22 protein-coding genes are annotated in these 24,660 nt (G+C 58.6%); 7 read left to right on the top strand and 15 right to left on the bottom strand.

Annotation, left to right across the window (positions count from 1 at the left end; translation table 11 throughout):
- Nucleotides 1–42 precede the first annotated feature (42 nt).
- The 6 genes from ACQR3R_RS15770 to ACQR3R_RS15795 all read right to left on the bottom strand — a co-directional run bounded on the left by ACQR3R_RS15770 (nucleotide 43) and on the right by ACQR3R_RS15795 (nucleotide 6,350).
- Nucleotides 43–2,472 carry a TonB-dependent siderophore receptor gene (locus tag ACQR3R_RS15770; protein WP_428273206.1) on the bottom strand — a complete coding sequence of 810 codons (2,430 nt, stop codon included), beginning with the start codon at nucleotides 2,470–2,472 and terminating at the stop codon, nucleotides 43–45.
- Nucleotides 2,473–2,586: 114 nt separating this feature from the next.
- On the bottom strand, nucleotides 2,587–3,576 hold the full coding sequence (locus ACQR3R_RS15775; RefSeq protein ID WP_428273207.1) for a FecR domain-containing protein: 990 nt from the start codon (nucleotides 3,574–3,576) through the stop codon (nucleotides 2,587–2,589).
- Nucleotides 3,573–4,139, bottom strand: coding sequence for a sigma-70 family RNA polymerase sigma factor (locus ACQR3R_RS15780; RefSeq protein WP_428273208.1), 567 nt, complete (start codon nucleotides 4,137–4,139; stop codon nucleotides 3,573–3,575). Before ACQR3R_RS15780 ends, ACQR3R_RS15775 begins: the two co-directional genes overlap by 4 nt.
- Before the next feature lies 1 nt (nucleotide 4,140).
- Entirely contained in the window at nucleotides 4,141–4,467 is a 327-nt protein-coding gene (locus tag ACQR3R_RS15785) for a DUF3325 family protein (RefSeq protein ID WP_428273209.1), read from the bottom strand.
- On the bottom strand, nucleotides 4,468–6,048 hold the full coding sequence (locus ACQR3R_RS15790; RefSeq protein WP_428273210.1) for a PepSY domain-containing protein: 1,581 nt from the start codon (nucleotides 6,046–6,048) through the stop codon (nucleotides 4,468–4,470).
- Nucleotides 6,045–6,350 carry a DUF3649 domain-containing protein gene (locus tag ACQR3R_RS15795; RefSeq protein WP_428273211.1) on the bottom strand — a complete coding sequence of 102 codons (306 nt, stop codon included), beginning with the start codon at nucleotides 6,348–6,350 and terminating at the stop codon, nucleotides 6,045–6,047. Before ACQR3R_RS15795 ends, ACQR3R_RS15790 begins: the two co-directional genes overlap by 4 nt.
- Nucleotides 6,351–6,537: 187 nt before the next feature.
- Between ACQR3R_RS15795 and ACQR3R_RS15800 the strand changes: the two genes are divergently transcribed.
- From ACQR3R_RS15800 to fecA, 3 genes are all read left to right on the top strand, one after another.
- Nucleotides 6,538–7,026: a sigma-70 family RNA polymerase sigma factor gene (locus tag ACQR3R_RS15800; RefSeq protein WP_428273212.1), complete on the top strand. Its 489-nt coding sequence runs from the start codon at nucleotides 6,538–6,540 to the stop codon at nucleotides 7,024–7,026.
- Complete coding sequence (locus ACQR3R_RS15805; RefSeq protein WP_428273213.1) at nucleotides 7,023–7,961, top strand: FecR domain-containing protein; 939 nt, start codon at nucleotides 7,023–7,025, stop codon at nucleotides 7,959–7,961. The genes ACQR3R_RS15800 and ACQR3R_RS15805 overlap by 4 nt, the downstream gene beginning before the upstream one ends.
- 90 nt (nucleotides 7,962–8,051) lie before the next feature.
- On the top strand, nucleotides 8,052–10,385 hold the full coding sequence (gene fecA, locus ACQR3R_RS15810; protein WP_428273214.1) for a TonB-dependent Fe(3+) dicitrate receptor FecA: 2,334 nt from the start codon (nucleotides 8,052–8,054) through the stop codon (nucleotides 10,383–10,385).
- Nucleotides 10,386–10,506: 121 nt separating this feature from the next.
- Here the strand turns inward: fecA and ACQR3R_RS15815 are convergent, their stop codons facing one another.
- A complete protein-coding gene (locus ACQR3R_RS15815; protein WP_054049780.1) occupies nucleotides 10,507–10,914 on the bottom strand; it encodes an HPF/RaiA family ribosome-associated protein in 408 nt (135 codons plus the stop codon).
- Nucleotides 10,915–11,420: 506 nt separating this feature from the next.
- Between ACQR3R_RS15815 and ACQR3R_RS15820 the strand changes: the two genes are divergently transcribed.
- The gene (locus ACQR3R_RS15820; RefSeq protein WP_428273215.1) at nucleotides 11,421–11,738 is read left to right on the top strand and encodes a DUF3509 domain-containing protein; all 318 of its coding nucleotides are present in this window, start codon (nucleotides 11,421–11,423) and stop codon (nucleotides 11,736–11,738) included.
- Here ACQR3R_RS15820 and ACQR3R_RS15825 read toward each other — a convergent pair.
- Nucleotides 11,735–12,235 (bottom strand): phosphate-starvation-inducible PsiE family protein, encoded by a 501-nt coding sequence (locus tag ACQR3R_RS15825; protein WP_428273216.1) that lies wholly within the window; start codon nucleotides 12,233–12,235, stop codon nucleotides 11,735–11,737. The genes ACQR3R_RS15820 and ACQR3R_RS15825 overlap by 4 nt on opposite strands.
- A 277-nt stretch (nucleotides 12,236–12,512) precedes the next feature.
- On the opposite strand from ACQR3R_RS15825, the gene ACQR3R_RS15830 reads away from it, so the two are divergent.
- Nucleotides 12,513–12,860, top strand: a complete 348-nt coding sequence (locus tag ACQR3R_RS15830; RefSeq protein WP_428273217.1) for a YebG family protein — start codon at nucleotides 12,513–12,515, stop codon at nucleotides 12,858–12,860.
- A gap of 72 nt (nucleotides 12,861–12,932) precedes the next feature.
- Here the strand turns inward: ACQR3R_RS15830 and ACQR3R_RS15835 are convergent, their stop codons facing one another.
- Nucleotides 12,933–13,952 carry a Glu/Leu/Phe/Val dehydrogenase dimerization domain-containing protein gene (locus ACQR3R_RS15835; protein WP_428273218.1) on the bottom strand — a complete coding sequence of 340 codons (1,020 nt, stop codon included), beginning with the start codon at nucleotides 13,950–13,952 and terminating at the stop codon, nucleotides 12,933–12,935.
- Between the two features lie 183 nt (nucleotides 13,953–14,135).
- Between ACQR3R_RS15835 and ACQR3R_RS15840 the strand changes: the two genes are divergently transcribed.
- A complete protein-coding gene (locus tag ACQR3R_RS15840; protein ID WP_428273219.1) occupies nucleotides 14,136–14,939 on the top strand; it encodes a transglutaminase family protein in 804 nt (267 codons plus the stop codon).
- A gap of 9 nt (nucleotides 14,940–14,948) precedes the next feature.
- On the opposite strand, the gene ACQR3R_RS15845 is transcribed toward ACQR3R_RS15840, so the two are convergent.
- The 4 genes from ACQR3R_RS15845 to hmgA are packed head-to-tail and all read right to left on the bottom strand — an operon-like array spanning nucleotide 14,949 to nucleotide 19,619.
- Nucleotides 14,949–16,304, bottom strand: a complete 1,356-nt coding sequence (locus ACQR3R_RS15845) for an MFS transporter (RefSeq protein WP_428273220.1) — start codon at nucleotides 16,302–16,304, stop codon at nucleotides 14,949–14,951.
- Between the two features lie 54 nt (nucleotides 16,305–16,358).
- Nucleotides 16,359–16,994, bottom strand: a complete 636-nt coding sequence (gene maiA / locus ACQR3R_RS15850) for a maleylacetoacetate isomerase (RefSeq protein ID WP_428273221.1) — start codon at nucleotides 16,992–16,994, stop codon at nucleotides 16,359–16,361.
- 12 nt (nucleotides 16,995–17,006) lie between these two features.
- A complete protein-coding gene (fahA, locus tag ACQR3R_RS15855) occupies nucleotides 17,007–18,311 on the bottom strand; it encodes a fumarylacetoacetase (protein WP_428273222.1) in 1,305 nt (434 codons plus the stop codon).
- 3 nt (nucleotides 18,312–18,314) lie between these two features.
- The gene (gene hmgA, locus ACQR3R_RS15860) at nucleotides 18,315–19,619 is read right to left on the bottom strand and encodes a homogentisate 1,2-dioxygenase (RefSeq protein WP_428273223.1); all 1,305 of its coding nucleotides are present in this window, start codon (nucleotides 19,617–19,619) and stop codon (nucleotides 18,315–18,317) included.
- A 165-nt stretch (nucleotides 19,620–19,784) separates the two neighbouring features.
- Here hmgA and ACQR3R_RS15865 point away from each other — a divergent pair, with 165 nt between their 5' ends.
- On the top strand, nucleotides 19,785–20,597 hold the full coding sequence (locus ACQR3R_RS15865) for an IclR family transcriptional regulator domain-containing protein (RefSeq protein WP_428273224.1): 813 nt from the start codon (nucleotides 19,785–19,787) through the stop codon (nucleotides 20,595–20,597).
- On the opposite strand, the gene ACQR3R_RS15870 is transcribed toward ACQR3R_RS15865, so the two are convergent.
- The gene (locus ACQR3R_RS15870; protein WP_428273225.1) at nucleotides 20,586–23,141 is read right to left on the bottom strand and encodes a LuxR C-terminal-related transcriptional regulator; all 2,556 of its coding nucleotides are present in this window, start codon (nucleotides 23,139–23,141) and stop codon (nucleotides 20,586–20,588) included. The genes ACQR3R_RS15865 and ACQR3R_RS15870 overlap by 12 nt on opposite strands.
- Before the next feature lie 139 nt (nucleotides 23,142–23,280).
- A complete protein-coding gene (locus tag ACQR3R_RS15875) occupies nucleotides 23,281–24,648 on the bottom strand; it encodes a DUF1329 domain-containing protein (RefSeq protein ID WP_428273226.1) in 1,368 nt (455 codons plus the stop codon).
- Nucleotides 24,649–24,660 lie beyond the last annotated feature (12 nt).

Here is a 24,660-nt window from a genome sequence, read left to right on the forward strand (position 1 = left end):
CGACGCCTGTCAGGTCACGAAAAACGATGACGCGGTCTACGATCAGAACTCCAGCGTGCTGGACAACGTGACTTGCCGCGAATCACCCATCGACACGAAGAAGCGACTGGCCGCCGAGGTGTAATACGTGCGGTCAAACAGGTTTTTCACGTTGAGCTGGAACTTGACTTTCTGCCCCTCGACGTGGGTGTCGTAGGTGGCGAATGCATCGGCCACGGTGTAGCTCGGCAGGTCGAAATCATTCACCGCGTTGCCCGCTCGTTCACCCACATACCGCGCACCCGCACCGACGCGTAGCTGATCACCGCCGATGATGGAGCCAACGTCATACACCGCTGACAGGGAACCACTGTTTTTGGCGACGTTTTGCAGTTGCTTGCCTTTGTACGTCGGGTCTTCGGTGACTTCAGCATCGGTGTAGGCATAGCTGCCGATCATGCTCCAACGATCGCTGAGCTGACCGGTCAAATCCATCTCAAGTCCACGCGAGCGTACCTCGCCAGCGGCGCTGTATAGCGTCACCGGACCTTCGGAGTTAGCCACCAGCACATTACGTTTTTTGATGTCGAACAACGCGATATCACCCGTGATGCGCCCCGGCATATCAAATTTCGCGCCGATCTCCCAAGACTTCGCTTCTTCCGGCGCGATGCTGCCGTCGAGCACGGTGCTGCTGCCACTTAAAGGCGCAATGGTCGAGTTGGGTTTAAACGATTCGGTGTAGCTGCCGTAGAACGACAACGCGTCGGTGTAGCGGTACACCAACCCGGCGCGCGGCACCCATTTTTGACCGCTGTTGTCGGTGTTGGCCTGGAATGGCACGCCTTTGCCAGCGTATTGATCGTAGGACTGGAAGCGCCCACCCGCCACCAGAATCCACTGATCGGTGAGGTGAATGGAGTCTTGCAGGAACAACGAATCGCTGCGCAGCAAATCGGTCTGCGCGCTGTCGGCAGGACTGACCGTGGTGCCGGCGACCTCGCGACCGTACAGCGGATTGACGTAGCTGAAGGTGCTCAGGCTTTTCTGGCGAATCAGGTCTTCGCGGTAGATTTTGCGGTACTCGTCATCGACGCCGAACAACAGGTCATGTTGCATGCCCAGTACATCAACTTTGCCCTCAAGACTGGCGGTAGCGAAGCGGTCGGTGCTGATCGCGTTTTGCGTGCCGTCCATGCTGCGGGTCAAGGTGCCTTTTTTGGTATCGATGGCCGTTACGCGGACCTGGCTGGCGTCGTAGGTTTCGCGGTTCCAGCTATAGCCAACGTGTGCTTTCCAGTTGTCGTTGAGTTCGTGATCGGCCTCGAAATGGTAGAGGTCCGAGCGACCCTCCATATTATTGAACGGCTCGTCGAGGCGTTCATTGCGAGAAATATCCAATGGGTGATTGGTGCGCGGATCGATGATCGTGCCACGGTCGAACGGGGTCAGAAACTCGCGGTGTTCATAGGAGAACAACAGTGTGGTGTTTTCACCAGACCAGGCCAGCGATGGCGCTACCAAGGTCTCGCGATGAGTGCCGAAGTTACGCCAGTAGTCTTCATCTTCGTGGTCCAGCACCATGCGATACGCGAGACCCGAAGTACCCAGCGCACCCGTGCTGTTGAGGCTGCCGCCGCTGCCATTTTTGCCGTCACCATAGGTCGAACCGCGCAACGTCAGCGCGTTGTATTGTTCAAGCTCAGGCTTCTTGCTGACCATGTTAACCACGCCGCCCGGGTCCTGAATGCCATACAGCAACGAGGCCGGGCCCTTGAGCACTTCAACCCTGTCCACGGTCTCGTTCATGCCTCGGCCCTGCACGATGGGCATGCCGTCGCGCATGATCGAGCCGTTACGGTTGTCGCCAAAACCTCGGGTCATGACCGAGTCCTGGGTACTCGCCAATGTATTGCCCTGAGTGATGCCGCTGACGTTGGCCAGCGCATCGTCGAGATTGCGCGGCGCCTGATCGCGAATCACCTGAGCCGGGATGACGTTGATGGTCTGGGGAATTTCCTGGAGCAGCGCCGAAGAACGCATCACCGAACTGGTCGGTGGCGGCTGGTAGCTCATGGATTGATCCATGACCGAGGTGATGTTGGTGGCACCGAGGTTTAGCGTGCCAGCGGTGGGCACCGGTTCCAACGTCAGGGTATGTGCATCGGTGCGGCGAAAGGTGAACCCCGAATTACCCAGCAAGCGTTGCAGGGCTTGTTCCGCGCTCATCTGCCCACTGACCGCCGGCGCGGTGATGCCATACGGCGCATCGTCGGTGTAGACCACGCTGATGCCGGTGATGCGGCTGAAGTCGCTCAAGGCTTGGGGCAGTGGTTTGGACGAAATCGAAAAGTTGAACGGCGTAAGCTGTTGCGCCGCCCCTGCCTCAGCGGCCAATGCAACGCTCAAAGGCAACATTGCCATTGCAAAAATACTGAGCGCCGAAGCCCCCAACCACTGTTTGACCGAACCGGATTTTGCCCTGGACTTCATTGCTCATGACCTGTGTAGTGCCGCTACGGAATGCGAATGACTCGCAGTTTCAGTCACTACACGGATGGCGCTCGGGTTTACCTCATCAAAAATCTGAAAATAGTTGTAAAAGCCTCAGCGCAGAATAATCAAATGCCCCAACACGCTGTGCTGTTCGAACCCCAACACGCCCTGCAACGAAGTCAAGACTGCCTGCGGGTCCTTGCCAGGGAAACTGCCACTGACCCGTCGCGATGCCAGTTCATCGTTCAACAGCACAATACGCCCCGGGTAATAACGCCGCAGATCCTGCACCACCTCGGCCAGCGAGGCCTTGTAGTAATTGAGCCAGCCTTGGCGCCAGGCCAGTTGCGCTTCGCTATCGACAGCCTGCAACTTTGCAGCACTGCCTTTGCCATACACCACTTGCTGACCCGCGGTGAGGATGTGCTGCGCGGCGTTTTTATCCGCCGTCACACCGACACGACCGGACAACACTGTGACCTTCGCACCCTGCGGTAGCAGGCGCACTTCGAATTGCGTGCCCAGTACCCGCGCCTGACCTTGCTCGGCATCGACCACAAACGGCTCGCCGGTGTGGGTCACGCTGAAGAAACCGGCGCCGCGACGTAGCCGGACATGCCGCTCGCCGTGACTGAAATCCACGGCAATGGCGCTGTCGGCATCCAGCGTGACTTGCGATTGGTCAGCCAGGGTGACAGTGCGAATTTCTCCTGGCGCCGAGACGTAGTCAGCGCCCAGGTCATCAATCCATCGCGACGGCTGCCAGCCCGCGCCCAGGCAGATCATCAGCATCAGACAAGCGGCCATTGCCAGCGCACCGGACCAACGCCAAACCCGAGCACTGCGCGAAGTGTCCATGGCCTGTAGATAACCTTGCAACGCCAACGCATCTTCGCTGGCCAGTTTTCGCGCGGGTGTTTCGGTCAACTCCCACACCACTTGCGCCTGGGCATAGGCTTCGGCGTGCGCGGGATCGGACTGCAGCCAATCGCTGAATGTTGCCTGATCGCCACTGCTCGGCCGGTCGTGCAACAGGCCCAGCCAGGCGAAGGCTGCCTGTTCCTGAGCGGGCGTCGGAGTGGCGCGATCAATGGGCTTCAAGGTGCTTTCCTTAGCGTGTGCGAATCGGACTCGCGAAGGCTGGCCTTGCAGGCTTCGAGGGCGCGCATCATATGTTTTTCCACAGCACTTTGGGACAAGCCCATGGCCTTGGCGATCTCGGCGTACTTGCGGCCATGGATACGGTTGAGCAAGAAAATCTGACGTGTGCGCGCAGGCAGTGCACGCAACGCCGCCTCGACATGGCGCAAATCGTTGCCTGCTTCGAGCGCCGCTTGCGGTTCGCTGCCCAAGCTATATTGCTGATCCGGCATCCAGCCTTCATTGACGCGCATCCGCGTACCTTCGCTGCGCAAATGGTCAATGGCGATATTGCCGGCGCAACGCAACAAGTACGTACTGAGTTCCTCGACCTGTACCAATGGCCGGCGCCAAAAACGCAAAAACAAATCCTGCACCAGGTCGGCAGCGGTCGCCTTGCAACCGACACGGCGGCTGACCAGTGCTTCCATTTGCGAACGCTGGGAAAGGAACACGTGCAGGAAATGCGCACGCGTCCCAGGGTGTTCTTCGTCGCCGGATTCCGGAGGGCTGGCGATCACCATGTCAGTACTGCGCAAACGCGGCGACAGGGCTCGCCAACAGGCTAAACCCAGCGAGCGATAAAGCCAGACGCGGCCGATACGGCAGCAATAGGACCAGCAACAATGCACTGAGCATCAACACCGCGAACCACTGGACCAACCCAAGCCCCCATCCGGTTGCAGCCACCGCCGGCCAAAGCGAAACAGCCAACAGCAACCCGCCTGCGAGTTTCAGACTCTGGCGGCGACGAAGAGTCGGCTTACGACCGAGCAGCTCGGCGTGATGCCGGTCCATCGACAGGCATAACGCGGTAAAACCGCCGTAGCAAAGTAACAAGGCCAGCAACATTCAGTTCACCTCCTGCTCAAGTGAAACCGGTTGCGCCCGCTGGCGCTTGACGATGACCACCTGCCCGCCGCGCTGCATTTTCCAGGCAGCCCATGCCAGGAAAACACCGCTGGCGAGGCACGCCAAGTCAAAACCGGCGAGTGTCCAGTCACCTTGCAGCAGCGTTACGCCCAAGTGGTACGGCGTGGTCAGCGCGTTCAGCAACGGCAAGCCGCACAACAACAACGCGGCGAGTGCCAACTGCTCAACCCACGCCGCTCGACCACGACGGATCACCGCATGAACCACGCTCAGGCCCCAGACAATAAAGAAGTTGTTCACTTCCCAGTCCGACCGATCGGCCATCTCGATTGGCAACAACCGGTTGCCCCAAAAGAACGCAGCTATCGCCACCATCAGCCCGGACATGCTGGCGATGTTCAGCACTTCAACCAAGCGCAACTCGAACGGCATCACGCCGCTCCTGGCGTGTTTGAGCTGACGCTTGCCCAGCCAGATCACCAACCCGGTGCCGATCATGGCCGTGCTCGCCAAGCCGCAAATGAAGTACAACCAGCGCAACACAGGGCTCGCGAAGTGGCCCATGTGCAAGCCATAGAAGCTGCCCGCAATCGCCAACGGAAGCGTCTGTTGCACGGTGGCACTGAGTTGCTGGCCGGTGACGCCGCTGAAGGTCACCGCGCTGCTCGCGTCGTACACCACACGGTCAGCGTCATCCCTTGAGACGACAACGGAGGCATTGGCATCCCCCGGATTATTCACCGCCAGGCGATCCACGCGCCCGCCCGACCACTGCTCGCGCGCACGCTCCAGCAACGGCGCCAGCGGCATCAACTCACCCGGTTTACCCGCTATTTCTGGGGTGCTGGAGGCAGGAAAGACGTCATCGTAAAACGCCCGGACATCACCGTTGTACGAAGCAAGAATGCTCGCAGGCATCACCATCGACATGAAAATAACCAGGCTGCTGTAGGTGATCATCAAATGAAACGGCAACACCAGAACACCCACCGCATTGTGCCCGTCCAGCCACGAACGCTGCCCTTTGCGCGGGCGGAAGGTGAAGAAGTCCTTGAAGATTTTCTTGTGCGTGATGATCCCGGTGATCAGGCCGACAAACATCACCATCGCTGCCAGCGTTGCCAACCAGCGGCCCCACGGATAAGGCATCTGCAACTGGAAATGGAAGCGATAGAAAAAGTCGCCGCCCATGGTTTCGCGAGCCTGCACTTCGGTGCCGGTCTGTGGGTCCAGCAGTTTTTCGGTGAACTGACCGCGCTCCCCGCGTTTGGCCGGTGCCTGCTGCCAGCGCACCGACAGCGCAGGCTCACGGACACTCGGCAAGTCAATCAGCCAGCGCGATGCACCGGTTGCGTGCTGCTGCAGATAATTCTGCGCCACCGCCAGACTGGCTTCGGACGACACCGACCGCGCAGGAATTTCCGGCTGCATCCAGTGAGTGATCTCGTCCTTGAAGTAGGCGAGCGTGCCGGTCAGGAATATCGCGAACAGCAACCAGCCGAAAATCAGTCCGGCCCAGGTGTGCAGCCAGGCCATCGCCTGACGGAAACCTTCTTTCATGAGTGGCCCATCCAATAGGCAACGCCCGATACAGCCGCCAATACTGCACTCGGCACCATTAACCCGAGCCAGGCCTGCCACGCAGTGCGACAGGCAAAGCACCAGAGCACGGCGCACAAATAAGCCAGAAACGAGGACATCATTCCGGTCACCACCGCTTCAGCGCGAGGCAGGGGCAACCACAGTGTCAGGCTGACGCTGGCCAAAGCCGCGACGACGTAACCGCCCACCACGGCGGCCAACACCCGCGAGGTGACTGCCAGTCGGTAGGAAACGGGGAGCGTTCTGATTTTGCCTTTCATGTTTCGACCTTGAAACGGGGGGAGCCTCGCGAGCATCACGAGGCCAGCAAGGGCGTAATATTAATGATAAATATTCTCATACGCAAAGGCGCGCGATGAGCGTTGATTTGCCGCAGCCTGCATACGCCCCTACAATGCGAACAATTCTTGTTCTCTAACGCATCAATATGCGGTCGGAGTCGTCCCGTTGCAGCCAACCAATCCCGTCGAATTGCTTTACCACGCCCATCACAACTGGCTTACCGGTTGGTTGCGGCACAAACTCGGCTGCCCGCACAGTGCCGCCGACCTGGCGCAGGACACTTTCGTACGCGTGCTGAGCGCACGCGAAACGCCGCAGATTATCGAGCCCCGGGCATTCCTCACGACCATCGCCAAACGCGTGTTGTTCAACCACTACCGTCGCCAGGATCTGGAGCGGGCGTACGCGCAAGCCTTGGCGCAGATGCCAGAGGTGTACGCGCCCTCCGAGGAAGAACGGGCGATCATCCTGCAAACCCTGATGGAACTCGACGAGTTGCTTGAGGGATTGCCGCGCCCGGTTAAACGCGCCTTTTTGCTGGCCCAAGTCGATGGCCTGACTTATCCACAGATCGCTGCCGAGTTGGGCATTTCGATCGCCACCGTCAAACGCCATCTCAACAAAGCGGCCATGCGCTGCTACTTCGCACGATGAACGGCGCGCCGGATTTTTCATCCCAAGTGGCCGAACAGGCCGTGCAATGGCTGCTGGAAATGCAGCAAGGGCCATTGAACCCGCGCCAGCAACAGGCCTGGCAACAATGGCTGGACGCCCACAGCGAACACCAACGGGCGTGGGAGCATATCCAACGGGTCAACCAGCGTTTGCGTGGTTTATCTTCGCCGCTGGCGCACGCGGCATTGAATGCACCGAAGTCAGGCAGCCGTCGTCAGGCACTCAAATTATTGTTGATTCTGGGGGCTGGTTCCGCTGCCACCTGGGGCTTGCGCGACCACAACCCGCTCACTCCGCTGCTCGCGGACTACCGTAGCCCGATTGGCCAGCGCCGCAAGATCTCACTCGGCGCCGACAGCCAGTTGCAGCTCAACACCGCGAGCTCGGCGGATGTGCGCGTTGATGGCCAGCAACGACTGATTCGCTTGCTCGAAGGGGAGATGCTGCTGACCACCGCTCAGGCGTTTCAGGTGCGAACCGCTCAAGGCGTGTTGAAGATTCAAGGTGCCCGACTGAACGTGCGCCAGTTCGCTGATCACACCCGCGTCGCCGTGTTCGAGGGCAACGTCGAGTTAACGCCAGAACTGGGCGCGCCGCTGATGCTGCAAAGCGCCCGGCAAGTGAGTTTTGACGCTCACGGCGTCAGCCATACAACGGCGCTGGATGCCAACAGCGGCGCCTGGGCGGATGGCATGTTGGTGGCCGCGCACCTGCGCCTGGCAGACTTCCTCGACGAATTGGGCCGCTACCGTCGCGGGCAACTCAATTGCGACGCGAACGTCGCTGACTTACTGATCTCAGGCACTTATCCACTGGACGACAGCGAGCGGATCCTGGACTTGCTGGAAATAAGCTTGCCGGTCAAGGTCAGGCGCTTTACCCGGTATTGGGTCACGGTGGAGGCGAAGGTTTAAAAAACATTGGTACACCGTGAGCCGTTTTTCATATCTGGCGTGACAGAGAAGGAAAGCCACCTTGATTCAACCTTCTCAGGAACATCCCCCATGCAACCCTCCCGCCTCACCCCGCTGGCCCGAACACTGCGTCAACTGTTACTGGGCGCCAGCCTGAGCTTTGGCACGCTAACGCTCGTGCAAGCCGCCGACGCCCGGCCATATCAGATAGCGCCGTCATCGCTGGAAAATGCCTTGAACCAATTCGGACGCGAAGCCGGCGTATTGATTTCATTCGGTTCGCAGGCGACCAGCGGGATGCAAAGCCATGGTCTTGACGGCAACTACACCGCAGAACAAGGCTTGAACGCATTACTTGAAGGCACCGGCCTGCAAGCCCGTCACGAAGGCAACAATGCGTTCAGCCTGCAACCGGTGAGCGAAGCCGCGCTGGAACTGGACACCTCCAAAGTCGTCGGCGACTGGCTGGGGGATGCGCAGCAAATCAATGTCTTCGAGCATCCCGGCGCGCGCGACGTGATCCGCCGTGAGGAGTTCGAACGCCAAGGCGCAACACAGGCCAAGGACGTGCTTAACCGCATTCCCGGCGTCAACGCCCCCGACAACAACGGCACCGGCAGCCACGACATGGCACTGAACTTCGGCATTCGTGGCCTCAACCCGCGTTTGGCCTCGCGCTCGACCGTGTTGATGGATGGCATCCCGGTGCCCTTCGCCCCTTATGGCCAGCCGCAGTTGTCATTTGCCCCGATCAGCATGGGCAACATGGACGCGGTTGACGTGGTGCGCGGTGGCGGTGCAGTGCGTTACGGCCCGCAAAACGTCGGTGGTGTGGTCAACTTCGTGACCCGGGCGATTCCCGATCAGCCGACCGTGAAAGGCGGTTTCCAGACCGAAACCAGTCCTTCTTCCAGCCACGACGGCTTCAAAACCACCGGTAATCTATTAGCCGGCGGTACGGCAGACAACGGCTTGGGCGGTGCGCTGTTGTACGCAGGCACCCGTGGTGGGGACTGGCGCGAACACAGCGATACCGAAATCGACGACCTTATTCTCAAAGGCAAATACCAACTCGATGACGCCAACAGCTTCAATGCGATGGCTCAATATTACGAAGGCAAGGCGGACATGCCCGGCGGTCTGAACGTTGCCGACTATGACGCTAATCCGTACCAGTCCACCCGTCCGAAAGATCAGTTCTGGGGCCGCCGCACGATGTTCAACGTCGGCTATCGCTATCAGGAAGATCGCCGGGAATTCACCGCCAACACCTTCTTCACCAAAACCTTGCGCAGCGGTTATCTGGATCAAGGCTCGTTCCTGTCACTGTCGCCTCGCGAATATTGGGTACGTGGCCTCGAAACCCGTTTCGCCCAAGGCTTCGACCTGGGCCCGACCAGCCACGAAGTCGGTGTCGGTTATCGCTACATCAACGAGGCGGGGCATGAGTTGCGCTATCGCAACCCTATCGCCAGCAATACCTACCCGACCAGCGACAGCCGCAATGACCGCGACACCCGTGGTGGCACCGAAGCCAACGCATTCTTCGTCGACGATCGGATTGATATCGGCAAGTGGACGCTCACGCCAGGCATTCGTTATGAAATGATTGAATCGCAACAAAACAACAACCTGACAAACGTGAAGTACAAGGGTGACTACAACACCGCGCTGCCGGCGCTTAATGTCCTTTATCACCTCACCGACACCTGGAATCTCTACGCCAACACCGAAGGCTCTTTTGGCAGCATGCAGTACAGCCAGATGCCAAACCGGGTCACCAGTGGCGAAGTAAAACCAGAGAAAGCACGGACATGGGAGCTTGGCACCCGTTACGACAACGGCGCATTGCGCGCGGAAATCGGTGCGTTCCTGATCAACTTCGACAACCAATACGAGAGTAACCAGACCAACGATTCGGTGATCGCGCGTGGCGAAACCCGCCATCAGGGCATCGAGAGCAGCATCAACTATTCGCTGGATGCTTTGAGCCCCTCGCTCTCAGGCTTCGACGTGTATGCAACGTATGCCTATATTGACGCTAAAATCCGCGAAGACGGGACGAACAAGGGCAATCGCGTACCGTTCTCCTCGAAACACAAAGGCACGCTGGGTGTCGGTTACACCGAAGGCGCGTGGAAGCTGAACCTGGACAGCAGTTATCAGAGCGACCAGTTCGCCGACAACGCCAACACCTCGACCGAAAGCGCTGATGGCAGCACCGGCAAAATTCCTGGTTATATGTTGTTCAGCAGCCGCGCGGCTTACGACTTCGGGCCAAAACTGTCGGATTTGAACGTTGCGGTCGGGGTAAAAAACATCTTCAACCATCAGTACTTCACGCGCTCGTTCGATGACAACAACAAAGGCAAATACGTGGGTGAGCCGCGTACGCTTTATGTGCAAACGTCGGTAGCATTCTGACTTCACCGCTGATCGTTCCTGCGCTCTGTGTGGGAACGGTAAAATTGCGAACGGCACAAACAAGAACGGGCCTGCATCAGCAGGCCCGTTTTCAGTGGGAAGGTAAAAAGTGAATCAGGCGTCAGCCGTTTTGTGCAGCCTGTTCGTTCTCAAGAAACTCGTCTTCGAGCAGCGCGTCGGCAGCTACTCGTTCGAACGGCACCACCGCGGCACGTGGTTTGCCCCGCAGTTTGCCGAACAGATGCTCTAGCGCATGTTCGAGTTTTTCGGCCGCCCCGTCGATAGCCTGTTCCAGGGTATCGGCTTTATGGGTGACGGAAATCGGTTGATGGCCTTTAGGCCGCGCCTCCAGCTGGCAGCGCATGTCATGGGGACCGGGCTTGTCGCCGTTCTCGTCCCGCAGGTGAACCTCAACGCGTGTCAGGTCCTCTTCATAACGTTCGAGCGTGCTCTCAATGGTAGTACGTACCCACTCCTCCAGTCGGATGCTGCTTTGAATATGGTTATCACTGTTGACTTGGATTTGCATAGTTCTTCCCTTATTTCAGCTAGCTCGCGAGAGGCCTTTCGGCTAGCCCTTGGGCGTCATCGCCGTGACCTCTTACTTACACAATCGGTCTGTGCGAAGAACATTTCAACCCCTAAAAAAAGATAAATTTTGATTCGCAGAAAAAGCCGGACAAGGGGCAAAAGCGCTGTTAAGGTCGGGAGTTAGGTCGCCCTGCTCTTCAGTCACAATTGCTCACATTTATCCCGCTCGTTTCGAATGAACTTATCGATCGGCTTATCTGCACTGTCCGCGACCATCTCTTCATTCATGCCCTGAATCGGGCAGCCGAACACCCGGCGGGCGTATGCGCGCGCCGGGTTTTGCCCCTAATCATTGTTCGACGATTTTTACGGCATATACCTTGCTACGTCCCCAGTGCACACGGATGAAGGCGCATGAACAAGGCGTGCCAATGATCCGGTATTGCGAACCAACCCGATCCTGGCCGGTCAACAACTGCACGTTCAATCAGGCGGTGACGCATTATGGACAACCCTTTTCAGCTCATTACCGATGCCTTTGCACCGGATTATCAGATCAACCTGAGCATTCAGGGTCTGGACGGCAGCATCATGCTGACTTTGTCCAACAGTGGCCGCGTGGTCGCCAAGCGAATGATCAGCACCGAGCAACGCAATGATCCCAAGCGCCTGAAGCGCCTGGTGCAAAGCATTCAGTTCGGCATCGCCATCGAGCAAGGCCACAGTGCCGTGGCCATCCTTGAAGCCATGACTGACGGCGACAATCGCGCCTTGCCGCCGCCCTTAAACAAAAACCGACCCCACGTCGCCATGGGGCTTTAAAGTTCGCCTTTTTCCACTTCAGGATGCTCACTGGAACCCGTGCCGATTTTGCGTTGCGGGTTCTCGATTTTCACCGAAGGAAATTGCGACGAAGCGTAACGCACCACCAGAATCGAAAACGCCAGCAACAAGATGCCGCCGCACAGGTAGATGATGCCGAGATCCGGCGGATTGTGGTGCGAGACGTTGGAAATCAGCAGGCGCGTGAGCGCTGTGATCGCCACATAGATCAGGAAGCGCACCGGCATGTGGTTGGTCTTGAAATAAATCCCGACCATCGCCCCCAGTTCCAGATAGATGAACAGCAGCAAGATGTCATCGATCTTGATGTGCCCCGCTTCGATCATCTGCAAAAATTCCATCACCGCCGCCCACGCGGTTACCGCGCCAATGGCAAACAGCGCCAGGTAGTGGAAGGTCTCCACGAACAGGTTGCCGAGTGATTCGGCCAGTTGATGCACGTTCTGCCGCAGGTTTTCGGCCCAGTTGATTTTCACGATGATTCTTCCTTAGGTCGGCTCGACCGGATGATGCGGGTTTGACGTGACGGTTGTTCTGCATGCAGAAAGAAGGCCATAGACGCTGAACACATGATGGCAATGTGCTCGAAAACTCGCTCCGTGGCGTTTGGTCGCACCCGGCCCTGACAAACGCTGAATTCGGTCTACATTAAAAAGCCACTACCCAAAGCGCAGGGATTCGCTTATCCTTTTCGCTGTATATAAATACAGTGGTCGAAACAGACAACTATTGTGAAGGCATGTGAGGTGGTGAATGGCCGTCGAAGTGGTATACCGCAGCAGCCGAGATCTGGAGCGCTTGTTCATGGATAAAGCCGAAGCTGACCGTCATGACAAAATGCTCGAACTGGCCGAATTGCTGGCCGAAGTGTTGCAAAAAGCTGTTCCGTCGCTGAGCGAACAGCAAGTGGAAGAAGCCGGCATCTACATGGCGAAAAACCGCGATGTGTTTGCCAAGGCGTTCAAGAGCCAGCCGGACGCGTTGTCCGAGCTGATCAATGCGCCCGCTGAAGTCGTGGAAAAGCCTGCATCCGTAGAAGCGGACGAGGTTGAAGTTGCGCCGGTGGCGAAGCCTGCCAAAGCGTCTAAAACACCCAAGTAAGCAGCGATCGAATTGAATAGGCCCTGAGTCCAACGACTCAGGGCCTTTTTCATGTCCGGGAAAAAGTGATGCTCAGCGATAAAGTGTTTTTTCCGCCAACTCGTCGGCGACCCGAGCCGGCGAACGTTTTTCTGCCTGGGCATGACCGAACACTTCGGTCAGCCGTGAGCTGATTTTCGACAGGTACGCGGTAATGGTCGACAACTCTTCGCCCCGGTGTTTGAGCGAAACATAGATCAACCCGCCGGAATTGATCACGTAGTCCGGCGCGTACAAAATGCCGCGCCGCTCAAGCTGATCGGCTACTTCCAAATGGGTCAATTGATTGTTCGCCGAGCCGGCCACGGCCGCGCAGCGCAGTTGCGTCACGCTGTGACTATTGAGCACGCCGCCCAAGCCGCAGGGTGCGAGTATGTCGCACGGGGTGCTGAGCAATGCATCGTTGGCAATCGGGTGAGCACCGAGCTGCTCCATCGCCAGTTGCACTTTGCCGTGGTCGATATCGCTTACCAGCAGTTCGGCGCCAACGGCATGCAGCTGCTCAGCCAACGCGTAACCGACGTTGCCCAAGCCTTGAATGGCCACTCGCAGGCCTTCGAGATTGTCGCTACCCAACCGCGCCATGGCGGTGCTGCGTATGCCGGCAAAAACCCCCATCGCCGCATGTGGCGCAGGATCGCCCGCCGACGTGGTGCTGGTGACATGCCGGGTTTGTTGCGCGATACAGTCCATGTCCGCCACGGAGGTACCGCTGTCGATGGCGGTGATGTAGCGACCGTCCAGTTGATTGATGCAACGGCCGAAGGCTTCGAACAACGCGGCGCGGTTTTCCACGTGCACCGGCCGAACGATGACGGCCACACCTCCTCCTTGTGCCAGCCCGGCCAACGCAGCCTTGTAGCTCATGCCTTGGGCCAGGCGCACCGCATCCTCGACGGCAGATTCGTCGCTGGGGTAGGCAAGGTAACGACAGCCACCCAGAGCGGGACCGAGACGGCTGTTATGAATGGCAATGACCGCCTTCAACCCGGTGACCGGGTCGACGCTGAGGTGCAGCGATTCAAGGCGTGTGCTTTGCATGAGAGCGAACATCGTAAGGCTCCCGAAATCACTTCTTGTAGTCGCCAGTATAGGCGTGCGCCCAAAAATTGCTGAAGCGCACCGGCATAAGCGCCGTCGCTTTTCTTACATTAAGAAATAACCTGTCGATGGGCCGCGCGGCACTGGACGAATGATGACGACGGGGATAAAACAGGGCATTGAACGGAGATTTTAATGACCCCGCGCCAACGCTTCTTCGAATGCCTGCAACGATCCCCGCCTGCGCTGTTCGAAGCCGCGCTGTGGATCGGTGCAGAACACGATAAGGAATTAAGCCCCGAAACCGTGCTGGCAGACTTCATCGACCTGCAGCAACGGGTCAGCGCAGGACTGCCGATGTTGCCGGTGGCCGAACTCGCGCAACCGTTGTTGCGCCGCATGAACGATATGGGGTTCGCCCAGGACGACTTCACACCGTTACGCCCACAAGCGGCGTTGCTGCACAAGGTGCTGGAGCAGCGCCGTGGGCAACCGCTGGCCCTTGGTTTGATAGCGCTGGAGTTGGCCAGAAAACTCGAGATCCCGCTGGTCGGAGTCAATTTCCCCGGGCACTTCCTGCTGCGTGTACCGGGCGCCGATCACTTGCTGGACCCTTGTGGCGGTCGGCGCCTGTACCCCAACGATTGCCGCGAGCTGCTGCACCGGCAATACGGTCCGAACCTGAAACTTGCCGCAGAGCACCTTGTCACCGCAACGCCGGTAAACATGCTGCAACGACTGTCGCGCAACCTGCGCCAGTTACACCTTTCCCACGACGATTACATCGGCGCCTTGATCGACGCCGAACGTGTGTTGGAACTGGGTAACGCCAGCGCCGCCGATTATCTGGCCCGGGCCAGCCTTTATCAGCGCCTGGATTGTCCAAACGCCGAGCGTTTCGACCTGGAGCACGCACTGCTGCTCAGTGACGACCCTATCCAGCGGCTGCGGTTAACGGAGCGGCTGGGGCATCTGCCGCCTAACTCCGTTGTTCACTGACTGGCGGCGTTAATCGCGAACAAGCTTCACGCCTTGAGGGTTCGGGGTTGGACCTGCGGGTGAACGCACCTGGATGATGAGCAACGCCGCAATCACTGCCGGTATCGCGCAGAAGAAGAAAATTTGCTGCACCGGAATGTGCATGGCCAGCAACATGCTGCCAAACAACGGCCCCAGAATAGACCCGAAGCGACCTACGCCCAGAGCCCAACCGGTGCCCGTGGCGCGCACGTGAGCAGGATAGAAGTTACTGGCGAACGCATTCAGTGTCAGTTGCCCACCGATGATGCAGAACCCGGCGGCAAACACGCTGGCGACCAGATAGCGCGGGTTGTCATGGTTCAGCCCCAGCAGAATCGTGCACACCGCGGCCGCTGCCAGCACACCCGACAACAGACGAACTTTGCTTTTCAGCCGATCGGCAAACCAGGCCATACCAATGGCGCCAATCGTGCCAGCGAACAAGAACATCGACGTCACGAGGTTAGCTTCGCTAAGTGCCAAACCGCTTTCCAGCAACAGGGAAGGCAACCAGCTGATCATGAAATACAGCAGGATCAGGCTGACGAAAAACGTGGCCCAAATCAGCAAGGTCGGACGCGCATAGCCATTGCGAAACAACTCGACGACCGTCAGTTTGCTGCCCTGCTCCCGCTCGTTTTGTGCAACCGACGCGGCAGGCGGCTGCCAATCCGGCAGCATGCGCGCCGTGACTTTGCGCAGACGTGCATAGGGCGGTGCATCGCGAAGCAGGCGCGGCAGGGATTCAGGGAGAAACAAAACCAGGAATGGGAACAGCAACAATGGCGTCACACCGCCGGCGAGGAACACCGCTTGCCAACCAAAACTGTCGATGAAGCCTGCCGCCACGAACCCGCCCGCGGCCCCCCCCAATGAGAACCCACAAGCCGCCAGGGTCACCATCAACGTGCGCAGACGTGGTGGCGAATATTCCGACATCAACGCCATGGCGCTGGGCATCGCGCCGCCCATGCCGATCCCACAGATGAAGCGTGCGGCCATCAGTGTGTTCAGGGAGTTGGCGAACACCATCAACACCGTCAGCGTCGCGTAGATCAATACGCAGCCAAGCAGAATTCGCCTGACACCAAAGCGGTCCGCCAGCGGCGTAACCGCCAGGGAACCCAGCGTCAGGCCCAACAGGTTGGCGCTGAACACCGGACCAAAAGCGGCTTTTTCCAACCCCCAATCCTGGGCGAGAGCAGGCACTACGTAACCCAGTACTTGCGCATCGTAACCATCGGTGACTAGCAGCAAAGCCAACAATAAAAGGACCAGCCACTGATATCGGGACACAGGACGGGCGTCGAGTGCCGTCCGAAAGCTGGCAATCTGATTGTGCATCGCAAGGTACCTGCTTTATTTTTTAGTTTTTATAGGAACAAGGTTTCAGTTTTTTCAGGGTGTATCGGGCTGGTTGGCCGGATGTGCCGTGATGAAGGCTGGATGCGTTGCGGCAAGCGCCGCCACACGACGAATGCGTGGATATTCTTGCAGCGAAATATTGAAGCGCTCGGCTGCATACAGCTGCGGGATCAGGTAAGTATCCGCCAGCCCCGGCTCGGCGCCAAAGCAATACCCCTCATTGCCAATCAACTGCTCCACCGTCGCCAGCCCCTGGCTGATCCAGTGCCCTATCCACGCCATCACTTGCGGTTCATCGTGGCCCAACTGTCGCAGTTTATTGAGCACGCTGACGTTGTGCAGCGGATGCACGTCGCAGCCGATCACCGCCGCCACACCGCGCTCTTGAGCACGCACAATCAGGTCTTGGGACAGCAACGGCACCTGCGGGTAACGTTCTTCGAGGTACTCGATGATGGCCGGTGACTGCACCAGCACATCCCCATCGTCTGTGCGTAACGCAGGCACTCGTCCCTGTGGGTTGATGCTCAAATACGCTGGCTGTCGGTGCTCGCCACCTGGCGGTGCGATCAGATTGATCGGCAACGCCCGGTAATCCAGCCCCTTGAGCGCCAACGCGATCCGCACCCGATAAGACGATGTCGAACGGTAGTAGGTATAGAGTTCCATCACCCGATCCTCTTAACGCGCGGCCAGGACTTTACCGCGGCATTCACCGAAGCCGATCGAGGCAAAACCTTCGCGGACGCAACGTGCGCGCAGGATAATTTCATCACCGTCCTCCAGGAATTTACGCACCTCGCCCGAAGCCAGTTCAATGGGCTTTTTGCCGCCTTCGGTGATTTCCAGCAGGCTGCCAAACTGGCCGCTTTCAGGGCCCGACAAGGTGCCCGAGCCAAACAGGTCACCGGCCTGCAACTGGCAGCCATTGACGCTGTGGTGCGCGACCATTTGCGCCACGGTCCAGTACATGTGCTGGGTGTTGCTGAGGGTCAGGCGATGAGCCGGCAGGTTCTGCTCGCGCATGGTCTCGGTGGTCAGCAGCACCTCCAGTTCGATGTCAAAGGCACCCGCGGCCTGGTCGCGCTTGTCGAACAGGTACGCAAGCGGCTGCGGATCGCCTTCAGGCCGAGCCGGTTGAGCGCGACGGAACGGCTCCAGTGCTTCGGCCGTCACCACCCACGGCGAAATGCTGGTGATGAAACTCTTCGACAAAAACGGGCCCAGAGGCTGGTATTCCCAGGCCTGGATGTCGCGGGCAGACCAGTCATTCAGCAGGCAAAAACCGGCGATGTGATCAGCGGCATCGCCGATGGCGATCGAATCGCCCATCGCGTTGCCCTGGCCAATCCAGATGCCCAGTTCCAGTTCGTAATCCAGGCGCGCACAAGGGCCGAAAGTCGGTTCAGTCTGGCCGGCCGGCAGGGTTTGGCCTTTCGGGCGACGAACCTCGGTGCCAGACGGACGAATCGTCGAAGCACGGCCGTGATAACCGATGGGCACGTACTTGTAGTTTGGCAATAGCGGATTATCGGGACGGAACAGTTTCCCAACGTTTTGCGCGTGTTCTATGCCGACGTAGAAGTCGGTGTAATCGTTGATCTTTGCGGGCAGGTGCAGATCGCAATCTGCCGCCAATGGCAGCAATTTTGCGCCCTGAGCTTCGATCTTACCGTGCAGCGTGCTGCCTTCGGCGAACAGCGCCAACAGGCGCTCACGTAACGCTATGCGCGCATCGCGGCCGAGTTCGAAATAAGCATTCAACTGACCGCCACGCGTGGCCTCCACGGCAACACGCGCAGCACCGTCAAACAGCCCGGCGTCGAGTGCGGCTTGCAGATCGAAAATATGTTCACCAATGGCAACGCCACTGCGCGGCAGGCTCCCGTTGACGCTGAAGATACCCAGCGGCAGGTTTTGCAGCGGGAAATCGGTATGGCCATTGGCGGAGGCGACCCAGCTACGAGTGATGGAAGTCTGAGTCATGGGTTATCTCCGGGTCGGGTCGAAAGTGGCTGGCAGCGTGGCCCAGCAAGCGTCGTAATTGTTTTGCAGTTGAGGGCAGTCCAGCGCGAAACGACTGGGTCGCAACACTTGGCTGGTTTCGAACATAAAGGCCATGGTGTTGTCGATTTTCGCCGGCGCAAGCTGCGCGTTGATCGCCTTGGTGCAGGTGTCGCCGTCCGGCCCGTGGGCGCTCATGCAGCTGTGCAGCGAAGCACCGCCGGGCACGAACCCTTCTGCCTTGGCGTCGTACGCGCCCTGGATCAGGCCCATGAACTCGTTCATCAAATTGCGGTGAAACCACGGCGGCCGGAAGGTGTTCTCCGCCACCATCCAGCGTGGCGGGAAGATCACGAAGTCGAGGTTGGCCAACCCATGCACACTCGTCGGCGAGGTCAGTACGGTGAAAATCGAGGGGTCCGGGTGATCGAAACTGACCGTACCAATCGTGTTGAAGCGGCGCAGGTCATATTTGTACGGCACGTTATTGCCGTGCCAGGCCACCACGTTCAGCGGCGAATGATCCAGCTCGCAGGCCCACAACTGGCCGAGGAATTTTTGCACCAGCGTTGTGGCTTGCTTGAGGTTTTCGTAGTGCGCAACCGGGGTCAGGAAGTCTCGCGGATTGGCCAGGCCATTACTGCCAATCGGCCCAAGATCCGGTAGCCGCAGCGGCGCGCCATGATTTTCGGCAACGTAGCCGCGCGCTTGTGGATCAAGCAACTCAACCCGAAATTTCAACCCGCGCGGCAGGACGGCGATTTCCAGTGGTTCGATTTCCAGCACACCCAACTCAGTGACGATGCGCAGGCGACCCAACTCCGGCACCAGCAGCAGTTCACCGTCAGCGTTGAAGAACACACGCTCCATGGAACGGTTGGCGCGATAGTTGTAAATGCTGATCCCGGACGGTTTTTCCGCACTCGAATTGGCGGCCATGCTGACCAGGCCGTCGATGAAATCGGTGGGCTCGGCAGGGATATCCAAAGGGTTCCAGCGCAGGCGGTTGGGGGTCACTTCACCCAGCGGACCGCCATCGAGTTGTCGATCCAGTTTGACGAACGCCGGGTGATTGGCCGACGGCTGAATCCGGTACATCCAGGTACGGCGCGCTTCGCTGCGGACCATGGTAAACGCGGTGCCGGAGAACAATTCGGTGTAGAGGCCGTACGGGGCTTTTTGCGGGGAGTTCTGGCCGATGGGCAGCGCGCCAGGCAGTGCTTCGCTGCTGAATTCGTTGCCAAAGCCTGACTGATAAGCCAACGCTGGCGACGTCGAATCGAGGTTCATGGAGCCTCCTGAACAGGGAGTAGGCAATGGCCTGTCACTCTGTTTAAGAGGTCTTGGCACGCCGGGGTTATTTTTATCGTAATTCAATTACGCATAACGTAATTTGATTGGTACCGACCGTCAAGCTATAAAGACCGCCATTCATCCCGGGATCACATCGCCTCCATGGAAAAGCCGCGCAGCACCGCAGAAAGCAACGGTAAGCAGAAAGTCCGCTCAGCCGAGGTCGGCACCGACATACTCAAGGCGCTGGCCCAGTTGTCGCCCTCGACCTCACTGTCGCGTCTGGCCGAACACGTGCAGATGCCGGCCAGCAAGGTGCACCGCTATCTTCAGGCATTGATCGCCAGTGGTTTTGCCGAACAAAACACCGTCACTAACCATTACGGCCTGGGCCGCGAAGCCTTGCGCGTGGGCTTGGCGGCACTCAACAGTATGGACGTGCTGAAGGTGGCTGCCCTGCCCTTGGCGGAATTACGCGATGAACTGAACGAGACCTGTTTTTTGGCGGTGTGGGGCAATCAGGGCGCGACCGTGGTGCACATCGAACCGGCGGTGCGCGCTGTGACCGTAGTCACCCAATTGGGTTCGGTATTGCCATTGCTCAGCTCGTCCACCGGCCTGGTGTTCGGCGCCTTCCTGCCCAACCGTGAAACCGTGGACCTGCGCGCTCACGAACTGCACTCGAGCAATGCCCATGCCCTGGCGGACGATCAGGCCTATGTGACCTTGTGTGAGCAGATCCGCGAACGCGGCCTGCACCATGTGCATGGTTTGCTGATGCCCGGCGTTGATGCCCTGTCGGCACCGGTGTTCAACGCTGTCGGGCACGTGGCGGCGGTGATGACGATTGTCGGGCCGACCTCGTTGTTTCATGCCGACGAAAATGGCCCGGCAGCGCAGCGATTGCTGGCGGCAACGCGGGCCGTCAGCTGGCGGATGGGGTTTGAGCCAGCGACCAGTACCTCAACCCAATAAACCCAGCAACTTCGCATGCGCGACCGCTTGGGTTCTTCGCTCAACCCCCAATTTGCCGTTAATACGTCTGGCGTGGGTTTTCACGGTATGCAGCGAGATAAACAGCAGGTCGGCAATTTGCTGGTTTGAGTTGCCATGAGCCACCAACGTCAGTACTTCTATTTCACGCAGGCTCAGGCAATGTTGAGTGCCGGTGCTCAGCGCTGTATCGCCCGAGGCTTTGCCCGACCCGATAGCCTCCAGTAAACGCGGCTGGCGCAACTGAAGTTCGCGCAGTATCTGCTGCAGGCTGCTGCGCTCCACCAGAATCAATCCCTCCTGCAACCTCTGCCGGGCCTGTGCAACGTCACCCGCCAACCAGGCGACTTCTGCCAACGCCAACAGCAATTGCGTTTGCAGCCTGGTCATGCCCCGCTCCCGGCTCCATTGCAGGCGACTTTCAAGTTGCGCTATCGGTGATTGCGCCCGCCCCAGTTGGACCTCGGCCAACACCAACAGATATTCCAGGCTGGGGATCAGTTCCAGTGTTGCTGGCGGTGCCTGCCGCGCATGCGGCCCATGGTAATGGCGCAACACTCGGCTCAGTGCTTCGTGCGCCAACTCCGGGCGACCTTGCTGTAGCCAGAAATGACTGCTGATGTGCAGCAAGACTCCACGGTAGACCGTGTCTGGAATACGCCGTTGCTGCATCAAACGCTCGGCGTCACGCAGCAGGACAAACGCTTGAGCGTAATCGCGCCGATTGGCCGCCAGTTGCGCCAGACCGAGATAGCCATACAGCACGCGTTTGTCGTGATTGCGCAGGCATACCTGCAGGCCATACTCGAAATGCGCGGTCGCTTGCGTTTCGTTGCCCATGCACACGCTAAGGCGGCCACGGTGCAAGGCGATCCGCCCCATCAGCGGCTGAGCGATATTTTTTTGTAGGGCAAGCAACTCATGCATATTGGCCAGTAGATATTCAGCCCTGGCGGATGCCCCACGCTGCTCCAGCAATTGCGCGTGATCAAGCTCCATCAGGCTCTCAAAAACCAACGAGCCTTGTGCCCGCGCCAGGCACAAGGCTTCGCGATTTGTGCCTTGCGCAACATCGAGTTCACCTACAAGCAACGCTTGTTGCGTCAGCCCTGACAAACACATCAGGCGCGCGGTCCAACATGCCTGCCCGAGTTCGCCAAGCGCCTCCAGAAAGAGTGCCCGTGAAGCCTCCATTCTGCCCTGCAAATGCAACAGCCAACCTTGTTGCGCTTGCCAACGTGCGATCAGTTGCCGTTGCAGAAACGCCGATGGCTGAGGCATGAAGCGCGACAAATGTTTGATGCAATCGCCCGCCTGCTCGAACCGGCCGGCAAACAACAATGCTCCCGTGATCAATCCGACTAACTGCGGCGAGCCGAGCATCAGGTCTTCGCCTTGTTGCTCATGCAGGCGCAACAGCAGCTTCACCGTCTGCTCCTCGAACAAATGCTCGAAGCTGAAATGCTGCAGCAGGCTCACCGCCACCTCTAACTCTTCGGCCTGCAGGGCTTGCTCGAAAGCGGCTTGCCAGTCCATCTTCGCGGCAAACCACTGACACGCCCGTCGATGCCAGGAGCGGCCGGCCGAACCCTGCTCTTCACGTATCAGCTGCGCCAGCGGCAAGAACACCTGCAGCCATTCTGTCGACGCTTGCCAAGGCTCAATGAAGCAGCCAAGTTCCTGCAATGTGCTCAAGCATCGCGCGCCTTCACCCGCGCCAAACAAGTGCTCGCAAAGCTGTGCGTTAAAACGCGGCAAGTGAGCCAGCACACGCCAGGCTTCCGCCAGCTCGGGCGTCAAACTGGCGAACAATTCATGCTCCAGGTAATCGTGCAGCGTGTCGGTGCGCCCCTGAAGCGTTTCGTTGCGCGACCAATCGCATTTTTGCAGCAGCGCGATTCTTGCGCCGGCACACCAACCGCCTGTTCGCTCAAGGATTCGACCGGCGCCTTTGGCAGCCTCCTCTGGGGTCAGGTGATGCAACAGCTTTTGTATCTCATGTTGAGTGAACGCCAGCGTGGAGCGCTCACACTCATACAAGTCGTCATCGAGCAGCAGTCGCGGCCAATTACACTGCGGGCGACGGCGACCACTCAAATACCAGGTGATCATGGGACTGCTGAGGGTCAATAGCCGATCCAGCAGCAGGTCCAGTTCCGGGTTGGGCGTGCGGCAATAGTCATCGACTAACAACCAGAGCGGTGTCTGCACGCCCGCCAGATGCTCGAGCAACACGGACTCCTGCACGGATCCCAGCGCCAGCGATTGCCCGAGGCGCTGGCAAAAATCGGCAACACTCGAATGCTCACCCGACATCGGCAGCCAGCAGATCTGACACGGTGTGGGCACGCGCGAAAGGCATTCCGTGAGTAACGCAGTCTTGCCACTGCCGGCCGGGGCACACAGCAGTTTCACCCGGGCCGTGGATGCCATCAACGGCTCGATCAGACGATCACGAGACACGTGGTGAGAAGACAAACGGGGCAGGAATCCAGGACGGTCCAGACACAGCGTCATGGCAGTCATAGTGGTGCGCCTTTTTATAGTTGTGGCGCTACCCTAGCCCTCTACAAACAATTTGTTGAAGAAGTATTCAACGCATTTATCGATACCTATAAAAAAGGTGACCGCAAGGTCACCTTTATCCGTGGAGCCCGTAGGAAAACTACCTGACTCCCGTACTCCTCAACGCTGCAGGCGTGTAATCCCCTGCTTTGGCATCGACGTTGAACTCGAAGCTGCGCTTCTCTTCGTTCTTCATTCCAAGCGCAATGTAGCGCCCGGCAATCAGGTCATACAGTGCTTCGACGGTGTACGCCGGAACCTGATGGTCGTAATAGAACTCCGCGTGCCCTTCAGCCACACGCCAGAGCTGGCCGCGACCATCGTAGTGATCGGCAAGCGCCACCTGCCAACTGTCTTCGTCGAGGTACATGTGCCGCTTGGCATAAACGTGACGTTCGTTAGGCTTGACGGTAGCGACCACTTCCCAGACGCGGTGCAGCTCATAACGAGTGAGGTCCTGATTGATGTGCCCGGCCTTGATCACGTCGGTGTATTTGAGGTTGGGCGAATCAAGCTTGTAGCTGTTGTAAGGGATGTACATTTCTTTTTTGCCGATCAGCTTCCAGTCGTAACGGTCCGGCGCACCGGAAAACATGTCGAAGTTGTCGGTGGTGCGCAAACCGTCAGACGAGGTACCGACACCGTCATACGCCACTTGCGGCGCACGTCTTACCCGACGCTGGCCGGCATTGTAGATCCAGGCTTTGCGCGGTTCCTTTACCTGGTCGAGCGTCTCGTGAACCAACAGTACATTGCCCGCCAAGCGTGCCGGCGCGGTGACTTCCTGCTTGAAATAGCTGAGCACGTTTTCATCGCTGCCCGGCTTCAAATCACCCAGCAACGAAGGCACCGCAACCTCATCCTTGAAGCGGATAACCGTGAAATCACCATTGGCTTGAGGTGTTGCCTGAGTAATGGTGCGACGCAAATTGCCACCGTGATACCGGGTGATGTGGTTCCAGATCACCTCCACGCCATTCTTCGGAATTGGAAAGGCGTAGTAGCGATTGCCGGTGAAATTGGCCAGGCCGTTGCCGTCGTTGATCGGTGTCACATTCAGTGCGCTGCGTTTGGCCGACTCATAGATTTCTGGCGGCAACGCCACGGTGCGGTGAGTGGTGTAAACCGGAATTCTGTAGGTCTCTGGATAGCGTTTGAACATTGCTACCTGGCCATCGGACAACTTGTCTTTGTATTGATCGACGTTGGTGGCGGTAATGATGAACAGGGGTTTTTCATTGGCGAACGGATCAGCAAGAAACCCTTTGCTGTCCACTGCGCCGGCGTTCTTCGGGATGCCACCCGTCCAGGCCGGAATCGTGCCCTCGGCGTTACCTGCTTTTTGCGCACCCACCGGCGTCAGGCTGGTACCGAGCGTGTCGGCTTCTTGCGGCGTAACCGCGGCCATGACGTTCGCGGCCAGCAAGCTCAGGGCCAAGGCACCGCATTGCAGAATCATCTTGCGCATAAAATCATCCTT

Origin of the sequence: Gordonia sp. IEGM753 (assembly GCF_050321825.1) — a bacterium.
Lineage (GTDB): Bacteria > Pseudomonadota > Gammaproteobacteria > Pseudomonadales > Pseudomonadaceae > Aquipseudomonas.

Coding starts and splice junctions, on each gene's coding strand:
- ACQR3R_RS15815 (WP_054049780.1), bottom strand. CDS start 10,914: ATGCAAATCCAAGTCAACAGTGATAACCATATTCAAAGCAGCATCCGA.
- ACQR3R_RS15870 (WP_428273225.1), bottom strand. CDS start 23,141: ATGACTGCCATGACGCTGTGTCTGGACCGTCCTGGATTCCTGCCCCGT.
- ACQR3R_RS15865 (WP_428273224.1), top strand. CDS start 19,785: ATGGAAAAGCCGCGCAGCACCGCAGAAAGCAACGGTAAGCAGAAAGTC.
- ACQR3R_RS15845 (WP_428273220.1), bottom strand. CDS start 16,304: ATGCACAATCAGATTGCCAGCTTTCGGACGGCACTCGACGCCCGTCCT.
- maiA (WP_428273221.1), bottom strand. CDS start 16,994: ATGGAACTCTATACCTACTACCGTTCGACATCGTCTTATCGGGTGCGG.
- ACQR3R_RS15795 (WP_428273211.1), bottom strand. CDS start 6,350: ATGAAAGGCAAAATCAGAACGCTCCCCGTTTCCTACCGACTGGCAGTC.
- ACQR3R_RS15790 (WP_428273210.1), bottom strand. CDS start 6,048: ATGAAAGAAGGTTTCCGTCAGGCGATGGCCTGGCTGCACACCTGGGCC.
- ACQR3R_RS15830 (WP_428273217.1), top strand. CDS start 12,513: ATGGCCGTCGAAGTGGTATACCGCAGCAGCCGAGATCTGGAGCGCTTG.
- ACQR3R_RS15770 (WP_428273206.1), bottom strand. CDS start 2,472: ATGAAGTCCAGGGCAAAATCCGGTTCGGTCAAACAGTGGTTGGGGGCT.
- ACQR3R_RS15805 (WP_428273213.1), top strand. CDS start 7,023: ATGAACGGCGCGCCGGATTTTTCATCCCAAGTGGCCGAACAGGCCGTG.
- ACQR3R_RS15820 (WP_428273215.1), top strand. CDS start 11,421: ATGGACAACCCTTTTCAGCTCATTACCGATGCCTTTGCACCGGATTAT.
- ACQR3R_RS15835 (WP_428273218.1), bottom strand. CDS start 13,952: ATGTTCGCTCTCATGCAAAGCACACGCCTTGAATCGCTGCACCTCAGC.
- hmgA (WP_428273223.1), bottom strand. CDS start 19,619: ATGAACCTCGATTCGACGTCGCCAGCGTTGGCTTATCAGTCAGGCTTT.
- ACQR3R_RS15875 (WP_428273226.1), bottom strand. CDS start 24,648: ATGCGCAAGATGATTCTGCAATGCGGTGCCTTGGCCCTGAGCTTGCTG.
- ACQR3R_RS15785 (WP_428273209.1), bottom strand. CDS start 4,467: ATGTTGCTGGCCTTGTTACTTTGCTACGGCGGTTTTACCGCGTTATGC.
- ACQR3R_RS15840 (WP_428273219.1), top strand. CDS start 14,136: ATGACCCCGCGCCAACGCTTCTTCGAATGCCTGCAACGATCCCCGCCT.
- fecA (WP_428273214.1), top strand. CDS start 8,052: ATGCAACCCTCCCGCCTCACCCCGCTGGCCCGAACACTGCGTCAACTG.
- ACQR3R_RS15780 (WP_428273208.1), bottom strand. CDS start 4,139: ATGGTGATCGCCAGCCCTCCGGAATCCGGCGACGAAGAACACCCTGGG.
- fahA (WP_428273222.1), bottom strand. CDS start 18,311: ATGACTCAGACTTCCATCACTCGTAGCTGGGTCGCCTCCGCCAATGGC.